Origin of the sequence: Nocardia sp. CDC160 (assembly GCF_035818795.1) — a bacterium.
GTDB lineage: Bacteria > Actinomycetota > Actinomycetes > Mycobacteriales > Mycobacteriaceae > Nocardia.
This window is the reverse complement of record NZ_JAYKYT010000005.1, coordinates 141266-156321: the sequence shown is the minus strand read 5'-3', so window position 1 is coordinate 156321 and position 15056 is coordinate 141266. Positions and strand designations below refer to the sequence as shown.

The following is a 15056-nucleotide window of genomic DNA, read 5'->3' as shown; positions in this document are numbered from 1 at the left end:
ACCGTCAGTCCAGCAGCACCGGCAGCTCCTGCAGCGAGTGGATGAGGGTGCTGGGGTGCCAGGTCAGGGCCGCGTCGCGGGGAGCCAGGCGGAGGTTCGGGAACCGGGAGAGCAAGGCGGAGAACGCCACTCGGGCCTCGATGCGGGCCAGGGGCGCGCCGACGCAGAAGTGGATGCCGTGTCCGAAGGCGATATGGCCCGAGGTGTCGCGGGTGATATCGAGGGTGTCCGGATTCGGGTAGCGGTCCTCGTCGCGGTTGGCGGCGATGAGCGCGATGAAGACGAATTCGCCCGCGGGGATGTCGACCCCCGCAATGGTGACGGGTTCGGACGTATACCGGATCGTGCTGATGTTCACCGGGCCGTCGAAGCGCAGGAATTCCTCGACGGCCGTGGGAATCAGCTCGGGCTCGGCGCGCAGGGCCCGCAACTGTTCGGGATTGCGCAGCAGGGCCAAGGTGCCGTTGGCGATCAAATTGACGGTGGTGTCGTGCCCGGCGACCAACAGCAGGAAGGCCATGCCGACCTGTTCGGTCTCGGTGAGGGCGTCGCCGTCGTCGGCGGGCACGGCCAGGGCGGAGAGCAGATCCGTGGTGGGGTGCTCGGCCTTCTCCCGGACCAGCGTGGTCAGGTAGGCCGCCATCGCCCGGGTGGCGGCATCCCGCTCCTCCTCGACCCCGGCCACCGCGACCAGCGCCTTGGTCCAGGCCTGGAAGTTCGCGCGGTCGGCGAGCGGGACGCCGAGCAGTTCGCAGATCACGGTGATCGGCAGCGGTTCGGCGAAGTCGCGCAGCAGGTCCGCCTCGGCGCGGCCGTCGAGCGTGTCGAGCAGGGCGGCCGCGATCTCCTCGATACGCGGCGTCAACTCGGCCACCCGGCGCGGGGTGAAGGCCCGCATGATCAGCTTGCGCAGCCGGGTGTGGTCGGGCGGATCGATATTGAGCATATTGTTGAACAGCACCAGATCCCTCGGATCCGGGTGCGGCAGACCGCGTTTGTCGGCGAGCAGGCCATTGGTCGCGAGGTAGTTCTTGGCCAGCCGCGGATCGTTGAGCGCGGCGCGGCCCGCAGCGTAGTCCAGGATGACCCAGCGAATGACCCCGTCCGGGTAGCGAACCCGGCGCACCGGACCGTGTTCGCGCCAGCGGCGGTAATGGGAATGCGGATCGGCGAAGAAATCCGGCCCGATGGTTTCGATACGGTCCGGGGCTTCGATGTCGGCCATAACGCGACACTATCCGATGTAATCGCTTGCGGCGAGGAACGATTCGTCACACGGCATTCTCGATCGCCCGATCGGAGCTGGAAATGGAATGGCCTGCGGCAAACCGCAATTCACCGGGGGCTGGTCGAATTCGCCTGACACCGCAACCCAGGGAGGGCGCATCCATGACCAGCACACACGTGAACGGCGAGGCCCAGATCGACGCGACGGTCGCTTCTCGCGTCGAGGAACTGACCACGGTCTTCCAGCGGGGCCTCGACGAGAAGCTGGGAGTCGGTGCCTCACTGGGCATTCGCCTCGACCGGGCGGGCGACGGCTACACCCGCTACTACCTGGACCCGAACCCGGCCACCATCAACGCCATGTTCACCGTGCACGGCGGCGTGATCGCCACGCTGATGGACACCGCCATGGGCAGCGCGGTCTTCACCAAGCTGGGCGACAACACCGCCTACACCACGCTCGAATTGAAGGTGAACTTCATTCGCTCGGTGGCCATCGACGGCAGCCGCCTGACCTGCGAGGCGAATGCCGTGCACGTCGGCCGTCGCACCGCCACCGCCGAGGGCCGCATCACCGACGCGAACGGCAAGTTGATCGCTCACGGCTCCACCACGATTCTGGTGTTGGGCCCGCAGGGTTGACAGGCCGACGAAGGGGTTGAGACCAACGAAAGAGCCCGGTTCCCTGCGGAACCGGGCTCGTCGGCGACTGGTGGCTCAGGCCAGCGCGCGACATTGGCCGATGAACTCCGCCAGCTCGCCCATGCGATCGGTGCGTGCGTCGACCGCGCGGTCCAGGACCTTGAGTAGATGCTCGTAGGCGGCGGTGTGGTCGTAGTCGGCGACATCGGCAATGCGCAGCGCCCACCGCCAGTAGCCGCGCATCGTATCGGCCAGGGGCATACGGAAGTTCGCGATCACATCGCGAATGGGCTCCACCACGTCATCGCCCTGCACCCGCAGGTATCGGCTCACCACATCGGCCATGAAGCTGAAATGCCGTGCCTCATCACGCGCCAACCGCGACAGCACTGCGGCCAGCACGGGATCACCCGACACATCCCGCAACTGGTGGTAGTACATCTGGGTCGCCTTCTCCTGCACGAGCGCGTAGGCGAAGAACTGCACCGGATGCTCGTAGGGCAGATCGAACGGCTTTTGCCCCTCGATCGCCAATTCCGCACGCAGCGAATCTCGTTCGGCGATGCCGGAGGCCACCTGATACCGATTCAACGCCCGCGCGTGCGTGTCCTCCTCGAGCGCCCAACGCACCGTGAAGTGGTAGAGCTCGCGATTGTGGATGAACGCGGGCAGCTCGACACTGTCGTCGACTGGGAAGAACCGCTGGTACACATCGAAATACCCGGGCAGGTGATCCTCGATGAAGGTCACGAACCGCACCGCCGACCGCTGTCCGTCGGTGAGCCGCTCGGCATCCGCGGCCGCCCAGTCGAAGGCGGTCTCCACATCCCAGGCCCGGGCCGCGGGGGAAGCGGCCAGGAATCCGTCCACCGCCGCCACCAGTTCGTCCACTGGTAGTAGGGACTGTTCCATTGTCATGTCAGCCTTCCCGACCGTCAGCGCGCCTTGCGGCAGCCGAGTGCGTAATGCTTGGTGGTGTAGCCCCATCCGGCATTGGCGACCTCGAGGTAGTGCCGCAGCTTGGCGGCCATCCCCGGCTGGCGGGCGTCGATGCTGTCGGCGGCGGCGTCGACATTGGCGATCCAGTCCTCGATGGTGCGTCGATACTGATCGGTGAGATCGTCGACCGAGGTGATGGAGAACCCGGCGTCCTCGGCGGCGGTGACCAGCTCCGACAGCGGGCGCAGCGAACCCCACCCGAAGATGTCGTTGCGCACGAACTCGGTCCCGGCGCGCTCGTCGAAGGCCCTGCGCGCGGCCGCATTACGGAAGCAGCTCTCCGAGACGTAGAGCGAACCACCCCGCCGCAGCACCGCCCGCGCCCGCCGGAACACCAGATCCAGATCCGGCATGTGCACGATCGACCCGAGCATGGTGACCGCGTCCTGACTGCTCGCGGGCAGGTCCATCTCCTCGAAATGCCCGACGCGCGTGTGCACTTGACGCGAAACGCCGCGTTCGGCGGCCTGCGCCGCGATGTACTCGTGCTGTCGTGGCGCGGGACTGATTCCCAGGGTGTCGCACCCGTACTCCTGCGCCATGAACAGGATCAGCGATCCCCAACCGCAGCCGATGTCGAGCAACTGCTCTCCGCCGTTGATCCCCAGCCGTTTGGCCACGAACCGCAGCTTGTTGCGCTGTGCGAGTTCCAAAGTCTCGCAGCCGGTGTCGTACAGCGCGGAACTGTATTTGCGCAGCGGATCCAGGAACTGGCCGAAGATCTCCGGATCGAGATCGTAGTGCTGATTGGTGTCGGCGGTGACGCTCACAGGCTGGCCGTTCGTGCTCACGCTCTCGGCCTTCGCGCTCAGGCTGTGTGCTTGCGTGCTCACGCGGCCTCCCGCAGCGCCTTGTCCACGACCGCGGCCACCTCGGCCAGGGTCGCGGTGCCGAAGACGTCCTCGTCCTCGAGTTCGATGTCGTAGGTGCGCTCGATGCGGGCGATCATGCGCAGTACGCGCACCGAATCCACCCCGGCCATGCCGCGCAGGTCGGCGTCGGGGGTCAGCGTCGATTCCGGCAGTCCGGTCTCGGCGGCGGCGATCTCGGTGACGGTGCGCAGGATGTCGTTGGTGCTCATGGGTGAACTCCGTTCGGGGACAGGGCGGTTGCCGTGGTGAGGGCCTGGGCGAGCAGGGCGACCTCGTCGTCGCGCAGGGACAGCTGATGGCGCACCGCGTCGAGCGCGAAGGGCTGATAGGTGGCGGCCGAGGCGGCGCACACGGCGTCCGCGGCATCACGGATCTCGGCCGACGCCCGGATGAGGCTGTCCGGACCGGAGTCGGAAAGCTCTGCCACACAGCTGTATTCGCGGTCGATGAGCAGCGGGGTGAGGAAGCGGGTGCGCTGGGAGACGGTGAAGGCGGGCACGTGCCGGGCCAGCACGATGAGATTGCCCATCACCTCGTCGCAGATGACGCCGGTGAGTCCGCCGTGCACGATGCCCGGATACGACTCGAAGGACCGGTCGAGGCGGAACCGGGCCCGCAACCCGTCACCGTGCGGGGTGAACGAGAGCCGCAGCCCGGACGGATTGTGCGGGGAGCAGCCGAAGCAGTGATAGTCGGGAATGACCGACCACGGCACGCGCACGGCGGCCGGATCAGCGGGCGCTGACATACCGGCGGCCTAGGCGATGGCCTCGGCCAGCGCGCGGCGGACCTTGGCATTGCTGGACAGTTCCAGACCGGTCATGGTCCCGAAGGTGCGGCGCACCTTGTCGTGCAGCACCTCCAATTCGCCGTCGGCGGCGACCTTTTCGAGGAACAGCTCGAACCCGGTGTCGATGGTCTCGTGATCGCCCAGCTCGGCGATCCCGGCCTTGAACGTGCTCACCGGATGCTTGATCTTGGCCTCGGAGCTGTACACATAGAGCGTCTCGAGCACCGAGGGCAGTTCCTCGGGCCGCCGCTCCAGCCGCCCGGTCGCGTAGTGGATGAACTCGCGGGCATGCCCGGCCTCGTCGCGACTCGCGTTGAGCAGCAACTGCTTCAGCACCGGCTCCTCGACCCACGCCGACACCGCGCGGTACACGTGGTTGACCGTCAGCTCGGAAATGATGTTGGTAGCGAGGGTCGCCGACGGCGTGGTGCCCGGCGCGTACGGCTCTCGCATGGCGTCCACCGCCTTGTCCTGGACGTCCTCGCCGATGGCGCGCAGCCAGGTGCGGAAGGCGTAGTGGTGCTGAACCTCCTGATAGCCCCACACCACCGCGAAGGTGGAGAAGTCGTAGTCGTCGACGAACTCGGCCAGGAAGCCGTGCACGGCGGCGATGACATTGGATTCGCCCATGGCCGCGCTCTTGGCCAGGGTGATGTACTCGGGGCGGACCAGGTCCTTGTCGATGGAGTCGACGTCGAGGTCGCTCAGCTTCCAGTGCAGGCGCTCGTAGTGGCGGAAGACGTCATAACTGTGCACGGGATACTCCAATGAGGTCGCGGGCGGCCAGGCGGCGGAGCTTGCCACTGCTGGTGCGGGGGATGGTGCGTGGGGGAACGAGGTGGACTTCGACCGCGGCCAAGCCGAGATCGGCGGCAATGCGGTCCTTGATGGCGCGGGTGAGCGCGTCGGCGGCGTCGCCCTCGCATTCGGTTTCGGCGATGACGGCGATGATGTCCGCGCCGTCGGGGTCCGCGGCGGCGGTGCAGCGGCCCTTGTAGATGCCGTCGAGGTCGGCGACCGCCGCCTCGACGTCCTGGGCGTAGTGATTGACGCCGCGCACGGTGATCATGTCCTTGCAGCGGCCGGTCACGAAAAGCTCACCGGCACGCAGATATCCGAGGTCGCCGGTGCGCAGCCAGCCGTCGACGAAGCGATCGGCCACCGCGTCCGGGTCGGCGGTCAGATAGCCCTCGGTCACGGACGCGCCGCGAATGAGGATCTCGCCCACCCGGCCATCGGGCAGGTCGATGCCGCCGTCGGTGGACACCACGCGCAGCTCTAGACCATCCACCGCCGCCCCGACACCGGCCACCGCACGCGCCCACGACAGCTCGGGCGAAATCGGTTCGGCGACACCGGCATCCGCCAGCAGCGCCCGGTCCACCCACTCGAACACCGGCTCGCGGCCCAGCGGTGGGAAGGCGACGGCCAGGGTGGCCTCCGCCATGCCGTACACCCCGAACATGCTGCTGGGCGCGAATCCGGCGGGGGCGAATCGCTCCAGGAACCGCGATACCACATCCTGCGAAATCGGTTCCGCGCCATTGAAAGCGATGCGCCAGTGCCGCAGATCCAGCTCTGCGACCTGCTCCGGATCGACCGCGGCCAGCAACGCCTCGTAGCCGAAACTCGGCATGGCGGTAATGGTGGTCCCGCTGGCGGCGAACTCGCGCAGCCAGCGCGCGGGATCCTTCACGAACGATAGTGGTGACCACAGGTGCGAGGGGATGCCGCGCAGGATGGCCGATAGCGTGCCGAACAGGCCCATATCGTGGAACAGCGGCAACCAGAAGCCGCCCTGATCGTCGAGGTCGAGGGCGATGCCGCGGCGAATGGCGGCCAGCCCGGCCAACACCTGACGATGGGTCAGGCGCACGCCCTTGGGGAGTGCCGTGCTGCCCGAGGTGAACTGCACGACGGCGAGGTCATCGGGCTCGGGGTGCGGCAGTTCGACGGCGGGTGCGGCATCAGCCTCGGTAAGTCGTGCGGTGTCGGCCTCGGTAAGTCGTGCCGTGTCAGCCTCGGTAAGTCGTGCGGTGTCCACGAATTCGACATTCACGCTGCCGTGCAGCAACGGCATCAGTTCCGCGAAGGTCGAGGACACCAGCACGGTCCGCATCCCCGCCGCCGCGGTAATGGCCGCCAACTGCTGCGGATATCCACCCGCGCGTCGCGTACTCGCGGGCAAGGGCAGGGGAGTGGCCGCACCGCCCGCCGCGGCCACCGCGAAGAAGCTCACCAGGAATTCCGGCGCGTTCGGGCACAGAATGCCGACCGGCTCACCGCGGCCGACCCCGCGCCGCACCAACTCCGCTGCGGCCACCAGCGAAAGCCGGTGCAGCTCCGCGTATTCCAGGCGCTGCCCGGTCGACCAGAACGTTGTGGCGACCGTCGGATGCGCGGCCGCGATGTCGGCCAGCCGATCCGGCAGCGTGCCTTGCGAATTCGAGGAATTCATGACGATCACGACAACAGCGAATTGTGTCCGGGCGCTGAACGGCCTGTTAATCGTGAGCGGTGATAAGCAGCGTCGATCGGCCAATTACCGTGCACGATAAAGCGATACCGCGATCGGCCGATAGGCGTCGACAATGGCCGGACGGTGCGGGTCGGCGGCAGTTGAGGATGAATGCCGAAATCGGTCCGCACAATTCAGGAGTCGCCGGTGAGTTCCGATCCCGCGGTCGCGGAAATTACCCGGGTGCAGCAGGCGGTCATCGAGAGCATCGCGCCGCAGTTCCGGCACAACCCCTACGACAGCTACGAGATCCTGCGCGCCGCCGGGCCGTTCGTGCCCGGACCGCACGACACCCACCTGGTGACCCGCCACGCCGAGGCGCAGGCCATCCTGATCGATCCGCGCTGGAGCCACGCCGAGGAACCGGACCTGCTGCACGGCGACAGTGATGTGGAGCTGCCCGGCTCGTTCCTGTGGATGGAGCCGCCCGACCACACTCGGCTGCGCGGGCTGGTCGGCAAGGCGTTCACCTCGCGGACGGTGACCGCGCTGCAGGCTCGTGCCGAACAGCTGGTCGACGAGCTGCTGACCGCGATCCTGGCCGAGCACGAGGTGGATCTGCTGGAGACCCTGGCCTATCCGGTGCCGATCACCCTCATTTGCGAAATGCTGGGTGTGCCCGCCGAGGCGCACGCGCAGGTGCGGGCCATGTCGGCCGGAATCGCCCGCGGACTCGACCCGGACGTGCTGCTCAGCCCCGAGGAACTGGCCGCGCGGACGGCGGCCGTGCACGAATTCACGGAATTCTTCGGCGATCTCGTCGAACAGCGGCGCAAGAACCCGCAGGCCGATGTGATCACCGCGCTGGTGCAGGCCGAGGAAGCCGGTGTGCGCCTGACCCACACCGAGCTCATCGGCACGCTGCTCATTCTGGTCGTCGCCGGACACGAGACCTCGGTCAACCTGATCGGCAATGGAGTCCTGGCCCTCATTCGCGAGCCGGGTGAATTCCATCGGCTGCGCACCGATCCCGATCTGGCCGGTCCGGCCGTCGACGAGGTGCTGCGCTATGACGCGCCCGTGCACCTCACCACTCGCACCGCTCGTGCCGAAATCACCGTCGGTGAGCGGACTTTCGCGCCCGGCGACGCCGTCATCGTGCTGCTGGGCTCCGCCAACCGCGATCCGGCCGCCTTTCCCGATGCGGACCGCTTCGACCTGACGCGCTACCTGCCCGGGCACCGCACCGAGCGGCACCTGTCGTTCGGTCTGGGCCTGCACTACTGCCTGGGCGCACCCCTGGCCCGCCTCGAGATGCGAACGATCCTGCACGCCTTGGGAACTCGCGTCACCGATCTGAGCCTGCTGGCCGAACCGCCGTACCGGCCCAATGTGGTCGTGCGCGGCATGTCCGAATTGCGTGTCCGAGTGGAGGGCCGATGAGCACCGCCGTACCCGAGATCACCTTCGACGCCTTCGACGACGACCACCGCGCCGACCCGTACCCGGCCTATCGGAGGGTCCGCGACGCCGCGGCGCTGTTCCCCTACGAACTCGACGGCGTCCCGGTCACTCTCGTGACCCGCTACGAGGAATGCGCGGCCGTGCTCACCGGCTCGGACTGGGGTCACGGCTACGCGGCCGGAATCAGCCCGTTCCGCGACACCACCGCCGCCATCCCGGGCTCGTTCGTGCGCATGGACCCGCCCGAACACGGCCGCTACCGCAAGCTGGTGGCCAAGGCCTTCACCCCGCGCATGGTCGCCGACCTCGCACCCGTCGCCGGACAGGTGGTGGACGAACTGGTCGACACTGCCCTCGCGCGCGGCGGGTTCGACGTCCTCGAGGATCTGGCGGTGCCGCTGGCGGTCGCCATGATCCCGGTGCGGCTGCTCGGCGCGAACCCGGCCGACGGGGCGCGATTCCGGGAGTGGCAGTTGGCCATTGCCCGCGGCAGCGACCCGGACTCGCTGCTCGACGAGGCGGCCGTCTCCGCACGGACCGAGGCGGCGCTGGCGTGCATGGGGTACTTCGGCGAACTCGTCGCGCGACGCAAGCGCGAGCCCGGAACCGAGTTGCTCAGCCAGCTCGCCGTCGGCGCGGACGGCGAATCGCTGACCGAGGCCGAGGTGATCGGCATGTCGCTGCTGCTGTTGGTAGCGGGCATGGAGACCTCCATCAACCTCATCGGCAACGGCCTGCTCGCGCTGTTGCGAAATCCGGACCAGCTCGAAATCCTGCGTCGGCGACCCGAACTCGTCGAACCCGCCCTCGACGAAATGCTCCGCTACGACGCCCCCACCCAATTCACCATCCGCGTCGCCCTCAACGACACCGTCATCGGCGACCGCGAGTTCAAGCGCGGCGACGGCGTGGTCGTGCTCACCGCCTCCGCCAGCCGCGACGACCGAGTCTTCCCCGACGCCGACCACTTCGACATCACCCGCTACGCCGGCCCCCGCCCCGCCCGCAAACATCTCGGTTTCAGCCTCGGCATCCACTACTGCGTCGGCGCACCCCTGGCCCGCATCGAAGCCGCCGCCGCCCTACGCGCCCTCCTCTCCCGCGCCCCCGGTCTCCGCCTGTCCACCAACACCATCGAATACCGCCCCAGCCTCATCCACCGCGGCGTGATGTCCTTACCGGTGTCGGTATGAGCCCCGCGGACCGCCACGCCCTCGTCCTGGGTGCGGGTATCGCGGGACTGCTGGCGGCGCGGGTGCTGGCGGACAATGGTTTCCGCGTGATCATTCTCGAACGCGACGATGCTGGTGGGCGCGAGGGGGTGGGGCGGGGTGGGGTGCCGCAGGGGCGGCACCTGCATGGGCTGCTGGATCGGGGGCGGGCGCTCATCGAGGAGCTGTATCCGGGGTGGACCGGTGAACTTGTACGGCGCGGCGCGACCACGGCCGAGGTGCTTGTCGACACCCGGTGGTATGTGGGCGGTTCCCGGCTCATACCCACCTCGACCGGGCTCACGTCTGTCATCGCCACTCGCACGCTCATGGAATCGGTGCTGCGGGAACGTACTGCGGCGGACCCGAATATCGAGGTGCGCGAACGGATCGCAGTCCAAGGGTTGATCGGTGACGCGCGCAGCGTGAGCGGCGTCGGCGCGATCGGCGTGGCGGGGCCCGAGATCCTGGCCGCCGACCTCGTGATCGATGCGACCGGACGTGGCTCACGAATCATGGAGTGGCTCAGTGCGATCGGGGCCGAGCCGCCTGCCGAGGAGCGCCTGGACGTGGATCTCGGGTATGCCTCGCGGATGTACCGGTATCGGCCCGGGCAGTTGGACGGTCATGCGTCGGTGATCATCTCCACCGGTACGAACGGTCGCGGCGGGGGAGCGGTGCGCGTCGAAGGCGACCGTTGGCTGGTCACCCTCGCGGGCATGCTCGGCGACCACCCGCCGGTCGAATCCGAGGACTTCCACCGCTACGCCGCCAACCTTTCCGCGCCCGACATTCACGAGATCATCACCGGCACAGAACCTCTCGACGACCCCGTGCGCTACCGCTTCCGGGCCTCGGTGCGCCGCCGCTTCGATCGGCAGACCGCCCTCCCGGCCGGTCTCATCGTCCTCGGTGACGCTCAATGCGCCTTCAACCCGCTCTATGCCCAGGGCATGACCGTGGCCGCGCTCGAAGCCGCGGCCCTGCGCGACACCCTCCGGAGCAATCCCGCACCGGCCGAGCTGCCCGCCCGCTTCTACGCCACCGCCGCCGACTCCGTCAGTCTCGCCTGGAGTCTCGCGGCCTCCTCCGATCTGAGCCACCCCGGCGTCCACGGCCCGCGCACCCTGCGCATCCGCCTCACCAATGCCTATGTGGCGCGAGCACATCGCGCCGCCCACCACGATCCCCGGGTGGCGCGCACCTTCATGCGGGTCGCGCACCTGGTCGAACCGCCCGCCGCACTGGGGCATCCGGTGACCGCGGGCCGAATCATGCTGCGCGGCAATGGGGCCGCGACCACCCTGTCAGACCACCACTGAAATCAGGAGGACCACCATGGTCGCCCCAGAGGTGAATACCGCGGCCGAGCACCAGGATCCGGCCGTGCTGGCCGCCCTGGCCCAGCTGTTCGGGCCCGACGGCCGCTCCGATCCGTACACCCCCGCCAAGGTCCTGCGCGATGCCGGGCCGATCCATCTGACCCCGCTCGGGCATCACGTGCTGACCCGCTACGAGGACTGCGCTGCCGTGCTGTCCACCACCGCGTGGAGTCATGCGGAGGAGGCGGGCATGATGCATCCGACCGTCGCTCCCGAGGATGCGCCCGAGGAACTGCCGACGTCGTTCCTGTGGATGGAGCCGCCGGACCACACGCGGCTGCGCAACCTGGTTACCAAGGGCTTCACCCCGCGCATGGTGACTCGATTGCGGCCGCGCATCGAGGAACTCGCCGAGCAGCTCGTCGATCGAGCTCTCGAGGCGGGCGAGTTCGATCTGGTCGAGACCATCGCGTATCCGCTGCCGCTGATCATCGCCTGCGAGCTCATCGGCGTGCCCGAGGAGGCATACGAGCAGGTGCATCGGTGGTCGCAGGATCTCGCGCGCGGATTCGACCACGACTACACGCTGCCGCCGGAGTGCCTGACGGCGCGCAGTGCGGCCTCGCGCGGCTTCATGGGCTACTTCCGGGAGCTGCTCAACCAGCGGCGCACCGATCCGAAAGACGATCTGCTGAGCGCGCTCTCGCTGGTCGAGGATCGCGGCGACGTGCTCACCGAACAGGAGTTGTTGGCTACCTGCATCACCACCTTCGTGGCCGGGCATGAGACCACCGCCAACCTCGTCGGCACCGGCATGCTGCGCCTGCTGCGCGCGCTCGACCAGATCCAGGCCCTGCGCGATCGACCCGAGCTGACCGTCTCGGCCCCCGACGAACTGTTGCGGCTGGAACCCTCGGTGCAGATCACCACCCGAGCCGCCACCCGGCCGATCACCGTGGCCGGGCACGACTTCCAGACCGGCGACGGCGTGGTGGTGCTCATCAACTCCGCCAACCATGACGAGCGGGTCTTCCCCGATCCCGACCGCACCGATGTAGCCCGCTACTCCGATCCCATGAACCCAGCCAAGAAGCACCTCGGGTTCAGCCTCGGCATCCACTACTGCCTCGGCGCGCCCCTGGCGCTGCTCGAGATGGAGGTGCTGCTCGACGTCCTGCTGCGCAAAGTCTCTGCCATGGAACTGCTTTCGGAAAACCCGCCGTTCAAGCCGAACGTGGTGATCCGCGGCCTCGAATCCCTGCGGGTGGGATTCAAACCCGCCTGAGACCGTCGGCCGCGCACCCGGTGATGTAAAAGATTCTGTACATCGTGTCGGGTTTGCTTTACATTGGTCGCATGCCCTTCGAGGAGAAGCGAACCTGGATCCTGGGTGTCGCGGCCGTCGTCTCGTATGTGATCTACCTGGTCGTGGTGCTCGTGCGAGCCCACGGCCGGGCCTTCACCTCGGTATCGTTCGCCGCGCCGCTGCTGTGGGCGGTCGGCGGCTCGATCCTGGTCTCCATCCTCGGCAGCATCCTGGTTGCCATCACCTCCCGTGAGGGAGACCGAAAAGATCAGCGGGACAAGGAGATCGACCTGCGCGGTGCGCAGATCGGCGGCGCGTTCACCGCGCTCGGCGCGGGCGGCGGACTGCTGCTCACCCTCGCGGACGCGGATCGCTTCTGGATCGCGAACGCCATCTACCTCGGCTTCACCCTGGGCGCGATCGTCAGCGCCGCCGCCAAACTCATCGCCTACCGGCGGGGGCTGTGGCCATGGTGAAACCGACCAAGGTGAGCAATAACATTCGCGCGCTGCGCTTCTCGCACGGCGAGATGACACAGGCCGACCTGGCCGACCGGCTCGGGGTGACCCGCCAGACCGTCATCGCCATCGAACAGGGCAAATACTCGCCATCATTGGAGATGGCGTTCCAAATCGCCCGGGTGTTCCGTGCACCGCTGGACGAGGTCTTCGAGTATCCGGAAGAAGATGAGTCATGAAGGCTATCGCGCAAGAGGTCTACGGCGGCACGGACGTGTTGTCCTACACCGACATTCCCATGCCGGAGGTGGGGCAGGACGGGGTACTGATCCGGGTCCGCGCCGCGGGGGTGGATCCCAGTGTCTGGCATTTCATGACCGGCGAACCGCTGGTCGCGCGGCTGGCCCTGGGGCTGCGGCGCCCGCGCGAACGGGTGCGCGGGTGGGATGTCTCCGGGATTGTCGAGGAGGTCGGGCCGCGGGTGCGCGAATTCCGGCCCGGTGACGAGGTTTTCGGCACGGTGCCCGGCTCGTTCGCCGAATTCGCCTGTGCTCCGGCGCTCAAGCTCGCGCACAAGCCCGAGAGGCTGAGCTTCGAACAGGCTGCGGCGCTGCCGATCTCGGGCATGACGGCGCTCAACGGCCTGCGCGACTCCGGGCATATCGAAGCCGGGCAGCACGTGTTGATCATCGGCGCGGCCGGGGGAGTCGGTCACCTCGCGGTGCAGCTGGCCAAGCACTACGGCGCGGAGGTGACCGGCGTGTGCTCCGGTGACTCCGCCGAGTTCGTCCGCGACCTCGGCGCGGACCGCACCATCGACTACACCACCGAAAAGCTCACCGGCCGTTACGATCTCATCCTCGACATGGCTGGAAACCGTCCCCTGCCGCTGCTGCGCTCCCTGCTCACCGACTCCGGCACGCTGGTGCTCGGCGGCGGCGAGGGCGGTGGTCGCTTCTTCGGAGGGCTCGGCCGTTCGGTGCGTGCCCAGCTGCTCTCACCGTTCACCCGGCAACGCCTACGCTCGCTACTCTCGCTGCCCAAACCCGAAACCCTGCGCACTCTGGCCGAACTCGCCACCGCCGGTGCGCTGACCCCGCGCATCACCCGCACCTACACCCTGCCGGAGGCCGCGGTGGCTATCGAGAATTTGGGCTCGGGTCACGCCTGCGGCAAGTCGGTCCTCGTGGTCGGCTGACCCCCGAAACGCCTGAATCCCTCCGCCGCGAGCGCGGCGAAGGGATTCGCGAAATCGTTGTGCGTCGGGACTTACCAGGGGATCGGGCCGGAAGAGCCCGAGGTGAGCCAGGACCAGGTCGCGTTGACGTGGGTCAGGATGACGTTGACGACTTCAATGACGGTTGAACCCATCGATAATTCCTCATGCTCGCGGTGACTAACGCTGCGGAGCGTATCCGAGCTGTTCCGAGAGCGAAACCGTATGGCGCAAAGGCGCATCACCGAGGAAGGCCAGCAAGTCCGCGGTGAGACGCTCGCCATGGGTCAGGTAGAGCCCGTGCGGGCCGTTCTCGTAGATGATCAGTTCGCTGTTCGGGATCAGCTCGGCCTGTCGGCGGCCACCCAGTTCCAGTGATATCGAGGCATCGCTGTCGCCGTGGATGATCAGGGTCGGAAGGGTGATCTCGGGAAGTTCCGCGCGGAAGTCGGTCTCCACGACCGCACGGTTGCACTCGATGGCGGCCTGTCGCGACGTGCCGTAGATGGAGGCGAGCACCGCGTCGCGGGCCACCGTCGGGACGTCGCAACCCGGCAGACCCACACCGATATAGGGGTCGGCATTGTCGACCAGCCAGGTCGCCAGGTCGTGCCGCCACGAGGTGCGCAGTGCCTCGGCCACCGCGCCGGGCACCCCGTCGGGATTGTCGGCGGTCTGCATCATGAACGGCAGGGTGGCCGCGACCAGCACGAGGCGTTCGACGCGGGCGCTGCCGTATCTGGTCAGGTAGCGCACGATCTCACCGCCACCCATGGAGTGGCCGACCAGCATCGCGTCGTACAGGTTCAGGTGGTCGAGCACATCGGCCAGATCATCGGCGAGGGTGTCGAAGTCGTAGCCGAGGCCCGGATCATCCGAGCGCCCGTGGCCGCGGCGATCGATCGAGACGGCGCGGAATCCGTGCGCCACCAGCTCGGCCATCACACCCCGCGGTTCGACGCTGTCCATGCCCCAGGCCGAACAGAACACCACCGGTCGCCCGGTGCCCCAATCCCGGTAGAACAGCGAGGTGCCGGTGCGGGTTTCAACGAAAGGCATTGCGCCATCTCCTCATTCGGTCTCGAAACCGA

At 67.8% G+C, this 15056-nt stretch carries 16 protein-coding genes; 8 read left to right on the top strand and 8 right to left on the bottom strand.

Annotated elements, in window-relative coordinates; translation table 11 throughout:
- Window positions 1-4: 4 nt before the first annotated feature.
- Window positions 5-1225 carry a cytochrome P450 family protein gene (locus VMT40_RS28455; RefSeq protein ID WP_326361974.1) on the bottom strand — a complete coding sequence of 407 codons (1221 nt, stop codon included), beginning with the start codon at window positions 1223-1225 and terminating at the stop codon, window positions 5-7.
- Between the two features lie 164 nt (window positions 1226-1389).
- Between VMT40_RS28455 and VMT40_RS28450 the strand changes: the two genes are divergently transcribed.
- Complete coding sequence (locus tag VMT40_RS28450) at window positions 1390-1869, top strand: PaaI family thioesterase (protein ID WP_326361972.1); 480 nt, start codon at window positions 1390-1392, stop codon at window positions 1867-1869.
- Window positions 1870-1944: 75 nt separating this feature from the next.
- On the opposite strand, the gene VMT40_RS28445 is transcribed toward VMT40_RS28450, so the two are convergent.
- From VMT40_RS28445 to VMT40_RS28420, 6 genes are read right to left on the bottom strand one after another with little or no spacing between them, the layout of a single operon-like run.
- The gene (locus VMT40_RS28445) at window positions 1945-2787 is read right to left on the bottom strand and encodes an acyl-ACP desaturase (RefSeq protein ID WP_326361970.1); all 843 of its coding nucleotides are present in this window, start codon (window positions 2785-2787) and stop codon (window positions 1945-1947) included.
- Window positions 2788-2804: 17 nt separating this feature from the next.
- Window positions 2805-3701, bottom strand: a complete 897-nt coding sequence (locus VMT40_RS28440) for an SAM-dependent methyltransferase (RefSeq protein ID WP_326361968.1) — start codon at window positions 3699-3701, stop codon at window positions 2805-2807.
- The gene (locus VMT40_RS28435) at window positions 3698-3949 is read right to left on the bottom strand and encodes an acyl carrier protein (protein ID WP_326310475.1); all 252 of its coding nucleotides are present in this window, start codon (window positions 3947-3949) and stop codon (window positions 3698-3700) included. The genes VMT40_RS28440 and VMT40_RS28435 overlap by 4 nt, the downstream gene beginning before the upstream one ends.
- Complete coding sequence (locus VMT40_RS28430) at window positions 3946-4488, bottom strand: PaaI family thioesterase (RefSeq protein WP_326361966.1); 543 nt, start codon at window positions 4486-4488, stop codon at window positions 3946-3948. The genes VMT40_RS28435 and VMT40_RS28430 overlap by 4 nt, the downstream gene beginning before the upstream one ends.
- A 9-nt stretch (window positions 4489-4497) precedes the next feature.
- Window positions 4498-5286 carry a ferritin-like domain-containing protein gene (locus VMT40_RS28425; RefSeq protein WP_326361964.1) on the bottom strand — a complete coding sequence of 263 codons (789 nt, stop codon included), beginning with the start codon at window positions 5284-5286 and terminating at the stop codon, window positions 4498-4500.
- Complete coding sequence (locus VMT40_RS28420; RefSeq protein WP_326361962.1) at window positions 5273-6988, bottom strand: AMP-binding protein; 1716 nt, start codon at window positions 6986-6988, stop codon at window positions 5273-5275. Before VMT40_RS28420 ends, VMT40_RS28425 begins: the two co-directional genes overlap by 14 nt.
- Window positions 6989-7195: 207 nt before the next feature.
- On the opposite strand from VMT40_RS28420, the gene VMT40_RS28415 reads away from it, so the two are divergent.
- The 7 genes from VMT40_RS28415 (at window position 7196) to VMT40_RS28385 (ending at window position 13947) form a co-directional block, all read left to right on the top strand.
- On the top strand, window positions 7196-8431 hold the full coding sequence (locus VMT40_RS28415) for a cytochrome P450 (RefSeq protein WP_326361960.1): 1236 nt from the start codon (window positions 7196-7198) through the stop codon (window positions 8429-8431).
- On the top strand, window positions 8428-9645 hold the full coding sequence (locus tag VMT40_RS28410) for a cytochrome P450 (protein WP_326361958.1): 1218 nt from the start codon (window positions 8428-8430) through the stop codon (window positions 9643-9645). The genes VMT40_RS28415 and VMT40_RS28410 overlap by 4 nt, the downstream gene beginning before the upstream one ends.
- On the top strand, window positions 9642-10985 hold the full coding sequence (locus VMT40_RS28405; protein WP_326361956.1) for an NAD(P)/FAD-dependent oxidoreductase: 1344 nt from the start codon (window positions 9642-9644) through the stop codon (window positions 10983-10985). Before VMT40_RS28410 ends, VMT40_RS28405 begins: the two co-directional genes overlap by 4 nt.
- 16 nt (window positions 10986-11001) lie before the next feature.
- On the top strand, window positions 11002-12270 hold the full coding sequence (locus VMT40_RS28400; RefSeq protein WP_326361954.1) for a cytochrome P450: 1269 nt from the start codon (window positions 11002-11004) through the stop codon (window positions 12268-12270).
- Window positions 12271-12341: 71 nt separating this feature from the next.
- The gene (locus VMT40_RS28395) at window positions 12342-12767 is read left to right on the top strand and encodes a hypothetical protein (RefSeq protein WP_326361952.1); all 426 of its coding nucleotides are present in this window, start codon (window positions 12342-12344) and stop codon (window positions 12765-12767) included.
- Window positions 12761-12988, top strand: coding sequence for a helix-turn-helix transcriptional regulator (locus VMT40_RS28390; RefSeq protein WP_326361951.1), 228 nt, complete (start codon window positions 12761-12763; stop codon window positions 12986-12988). The genes VMT40_RS28395 and VMT40_RS28390 overlap by 7 nt, the downstream gene beginning before the upstream one ends.
- Entirely contained in the window at window positions 12985-13947 is a 963-nt protein-coding gene (locus VMT40_RS28385; RefSeq protein WP_326361950.1) for an NAD(P)-dependent alcohol dehydrogenase, read from the top strand. The genes VMT40_RS28390 and VMT40_RS28385 overlap by 4 nt, the downstream gene beginning before the upstream one ends.
- 198 nt (window positions 13948-14145) lie before the next feature.
- On the opposite strand, the gene VMT40_RS28380 is transcribed toward VMT40_RS28385, so the two are convergent.
- Entirely contained in the window at window positions 14146-15024 is an 879-nt protein-coding gene (locus tag VMT40_RS28380) for an alpha/beta fold hydrolase (RefSeq protein ID WP_326361948.1), read from the bottom strand.
- Between the last annotated feature and the right edge of the window lie 32 nt (window positions 15025-15056).

What these genes read in the sequence shown, in the direction of transcription:
- VMT40_RS28455 (WP_326361974.1), bottom strand. Translation starts at nt 1,225, where the DNA reads ATGGCCGACATCGAAGCCCCGGACCGTATCGAAACCATCGGGCCGGAT.
- VMT40_RS28450 (WP_326361972.1), top strand. Translation starts at nt 1,390, where the DNA reads ATGACCAGCACACACGTGAACGGCGAGGCCCAGATCGACGCGACGGTC.
- VMT40_RS28445 (WP_326361970.1), bottom strand. Translation starts at nt 2,787, where the DNA reads ATGACAATGGAACAGTCCCTACTACCAGTGGACGAACTGGTGGCGGCG.
- VMT40_RS28435 (WP_326310475.1), bottom strand. Translation starts at nt 3,949, where the DNA reads ATGAGCACCAACGACATCCTGCGCACCGTCACCGAGATCGCCGCCGCC.
- VMT40_RS28430 (WP_326361966.1), bottom strand. Translation starts at nt 4,488, where the DNA reads ATGTCAGCGCCCGCTGATCCGGCCGCCGTGCGCGTGCCGTGGTCGGTC.
- VMT40_RS28420 (WP_326361962.1), bottom strand. Translation starts at nt 6,988, where the DNA reads ATGAATTCCTCGAATTCGCAAGGCACGCTGCCGGATCGGCTGGCCGAC.
- VMT40_RS28410 (WP_326361958.1), top strand. Translation starts at nt 8,428, where the DNA reads ATGAGCACCGCCGTACCCGAGATCACCTTCGACGCCTTCGACGACGAC.
- VMT40_RS28405 (WP_326361956.1), top strand. Translation starts at nt 9,642, where the DNA reads ATGAGCCCCGCGGACCGCCACGCCCTCGTCCTGGGTGCGGGTATCGCG.
- VMT40_RS28400 (WP_326361954.1), top strand. Translation starts at nt 11,002, where the DNA reads ATGGTCGCCCCAGAGGTGAATACCGCGGCCGAGCACCAGGATCCGGCC.
- VMT40_RS28395 (WP_326361952.1), top strand. Translation starts at nt 12,342, where the DNA reads ATGCCCTTCGAGGAGAAGCGAACCTGGATCCTGGGTGTCGCGGCCGTC.
- VMT40_RS28390 (WP_326361951.1), top strand. Translation starts at nt 12,761, where the DNA reads ATGGTGAAACCGACCAAGGTGAGCAATAACATTCGCGCGCTGCGCTTC.
- VMT40_RS28385 (WP_326361950.1), top strand. Translation starts at nt 12,985, where the DNA reads ATGAAGGCTATCGCGCAAGAGGTCTACGGCGGCACGGACGTGTTGTCC.
- VMT40_RS28380 (WP_326361948.1), bottom strand. Translation starts at nt 15,024, where the DNA reads ATGCCTTTCGTTGAAACCCGCACCGGCACCTCGCTGTTCTACCGGGAT.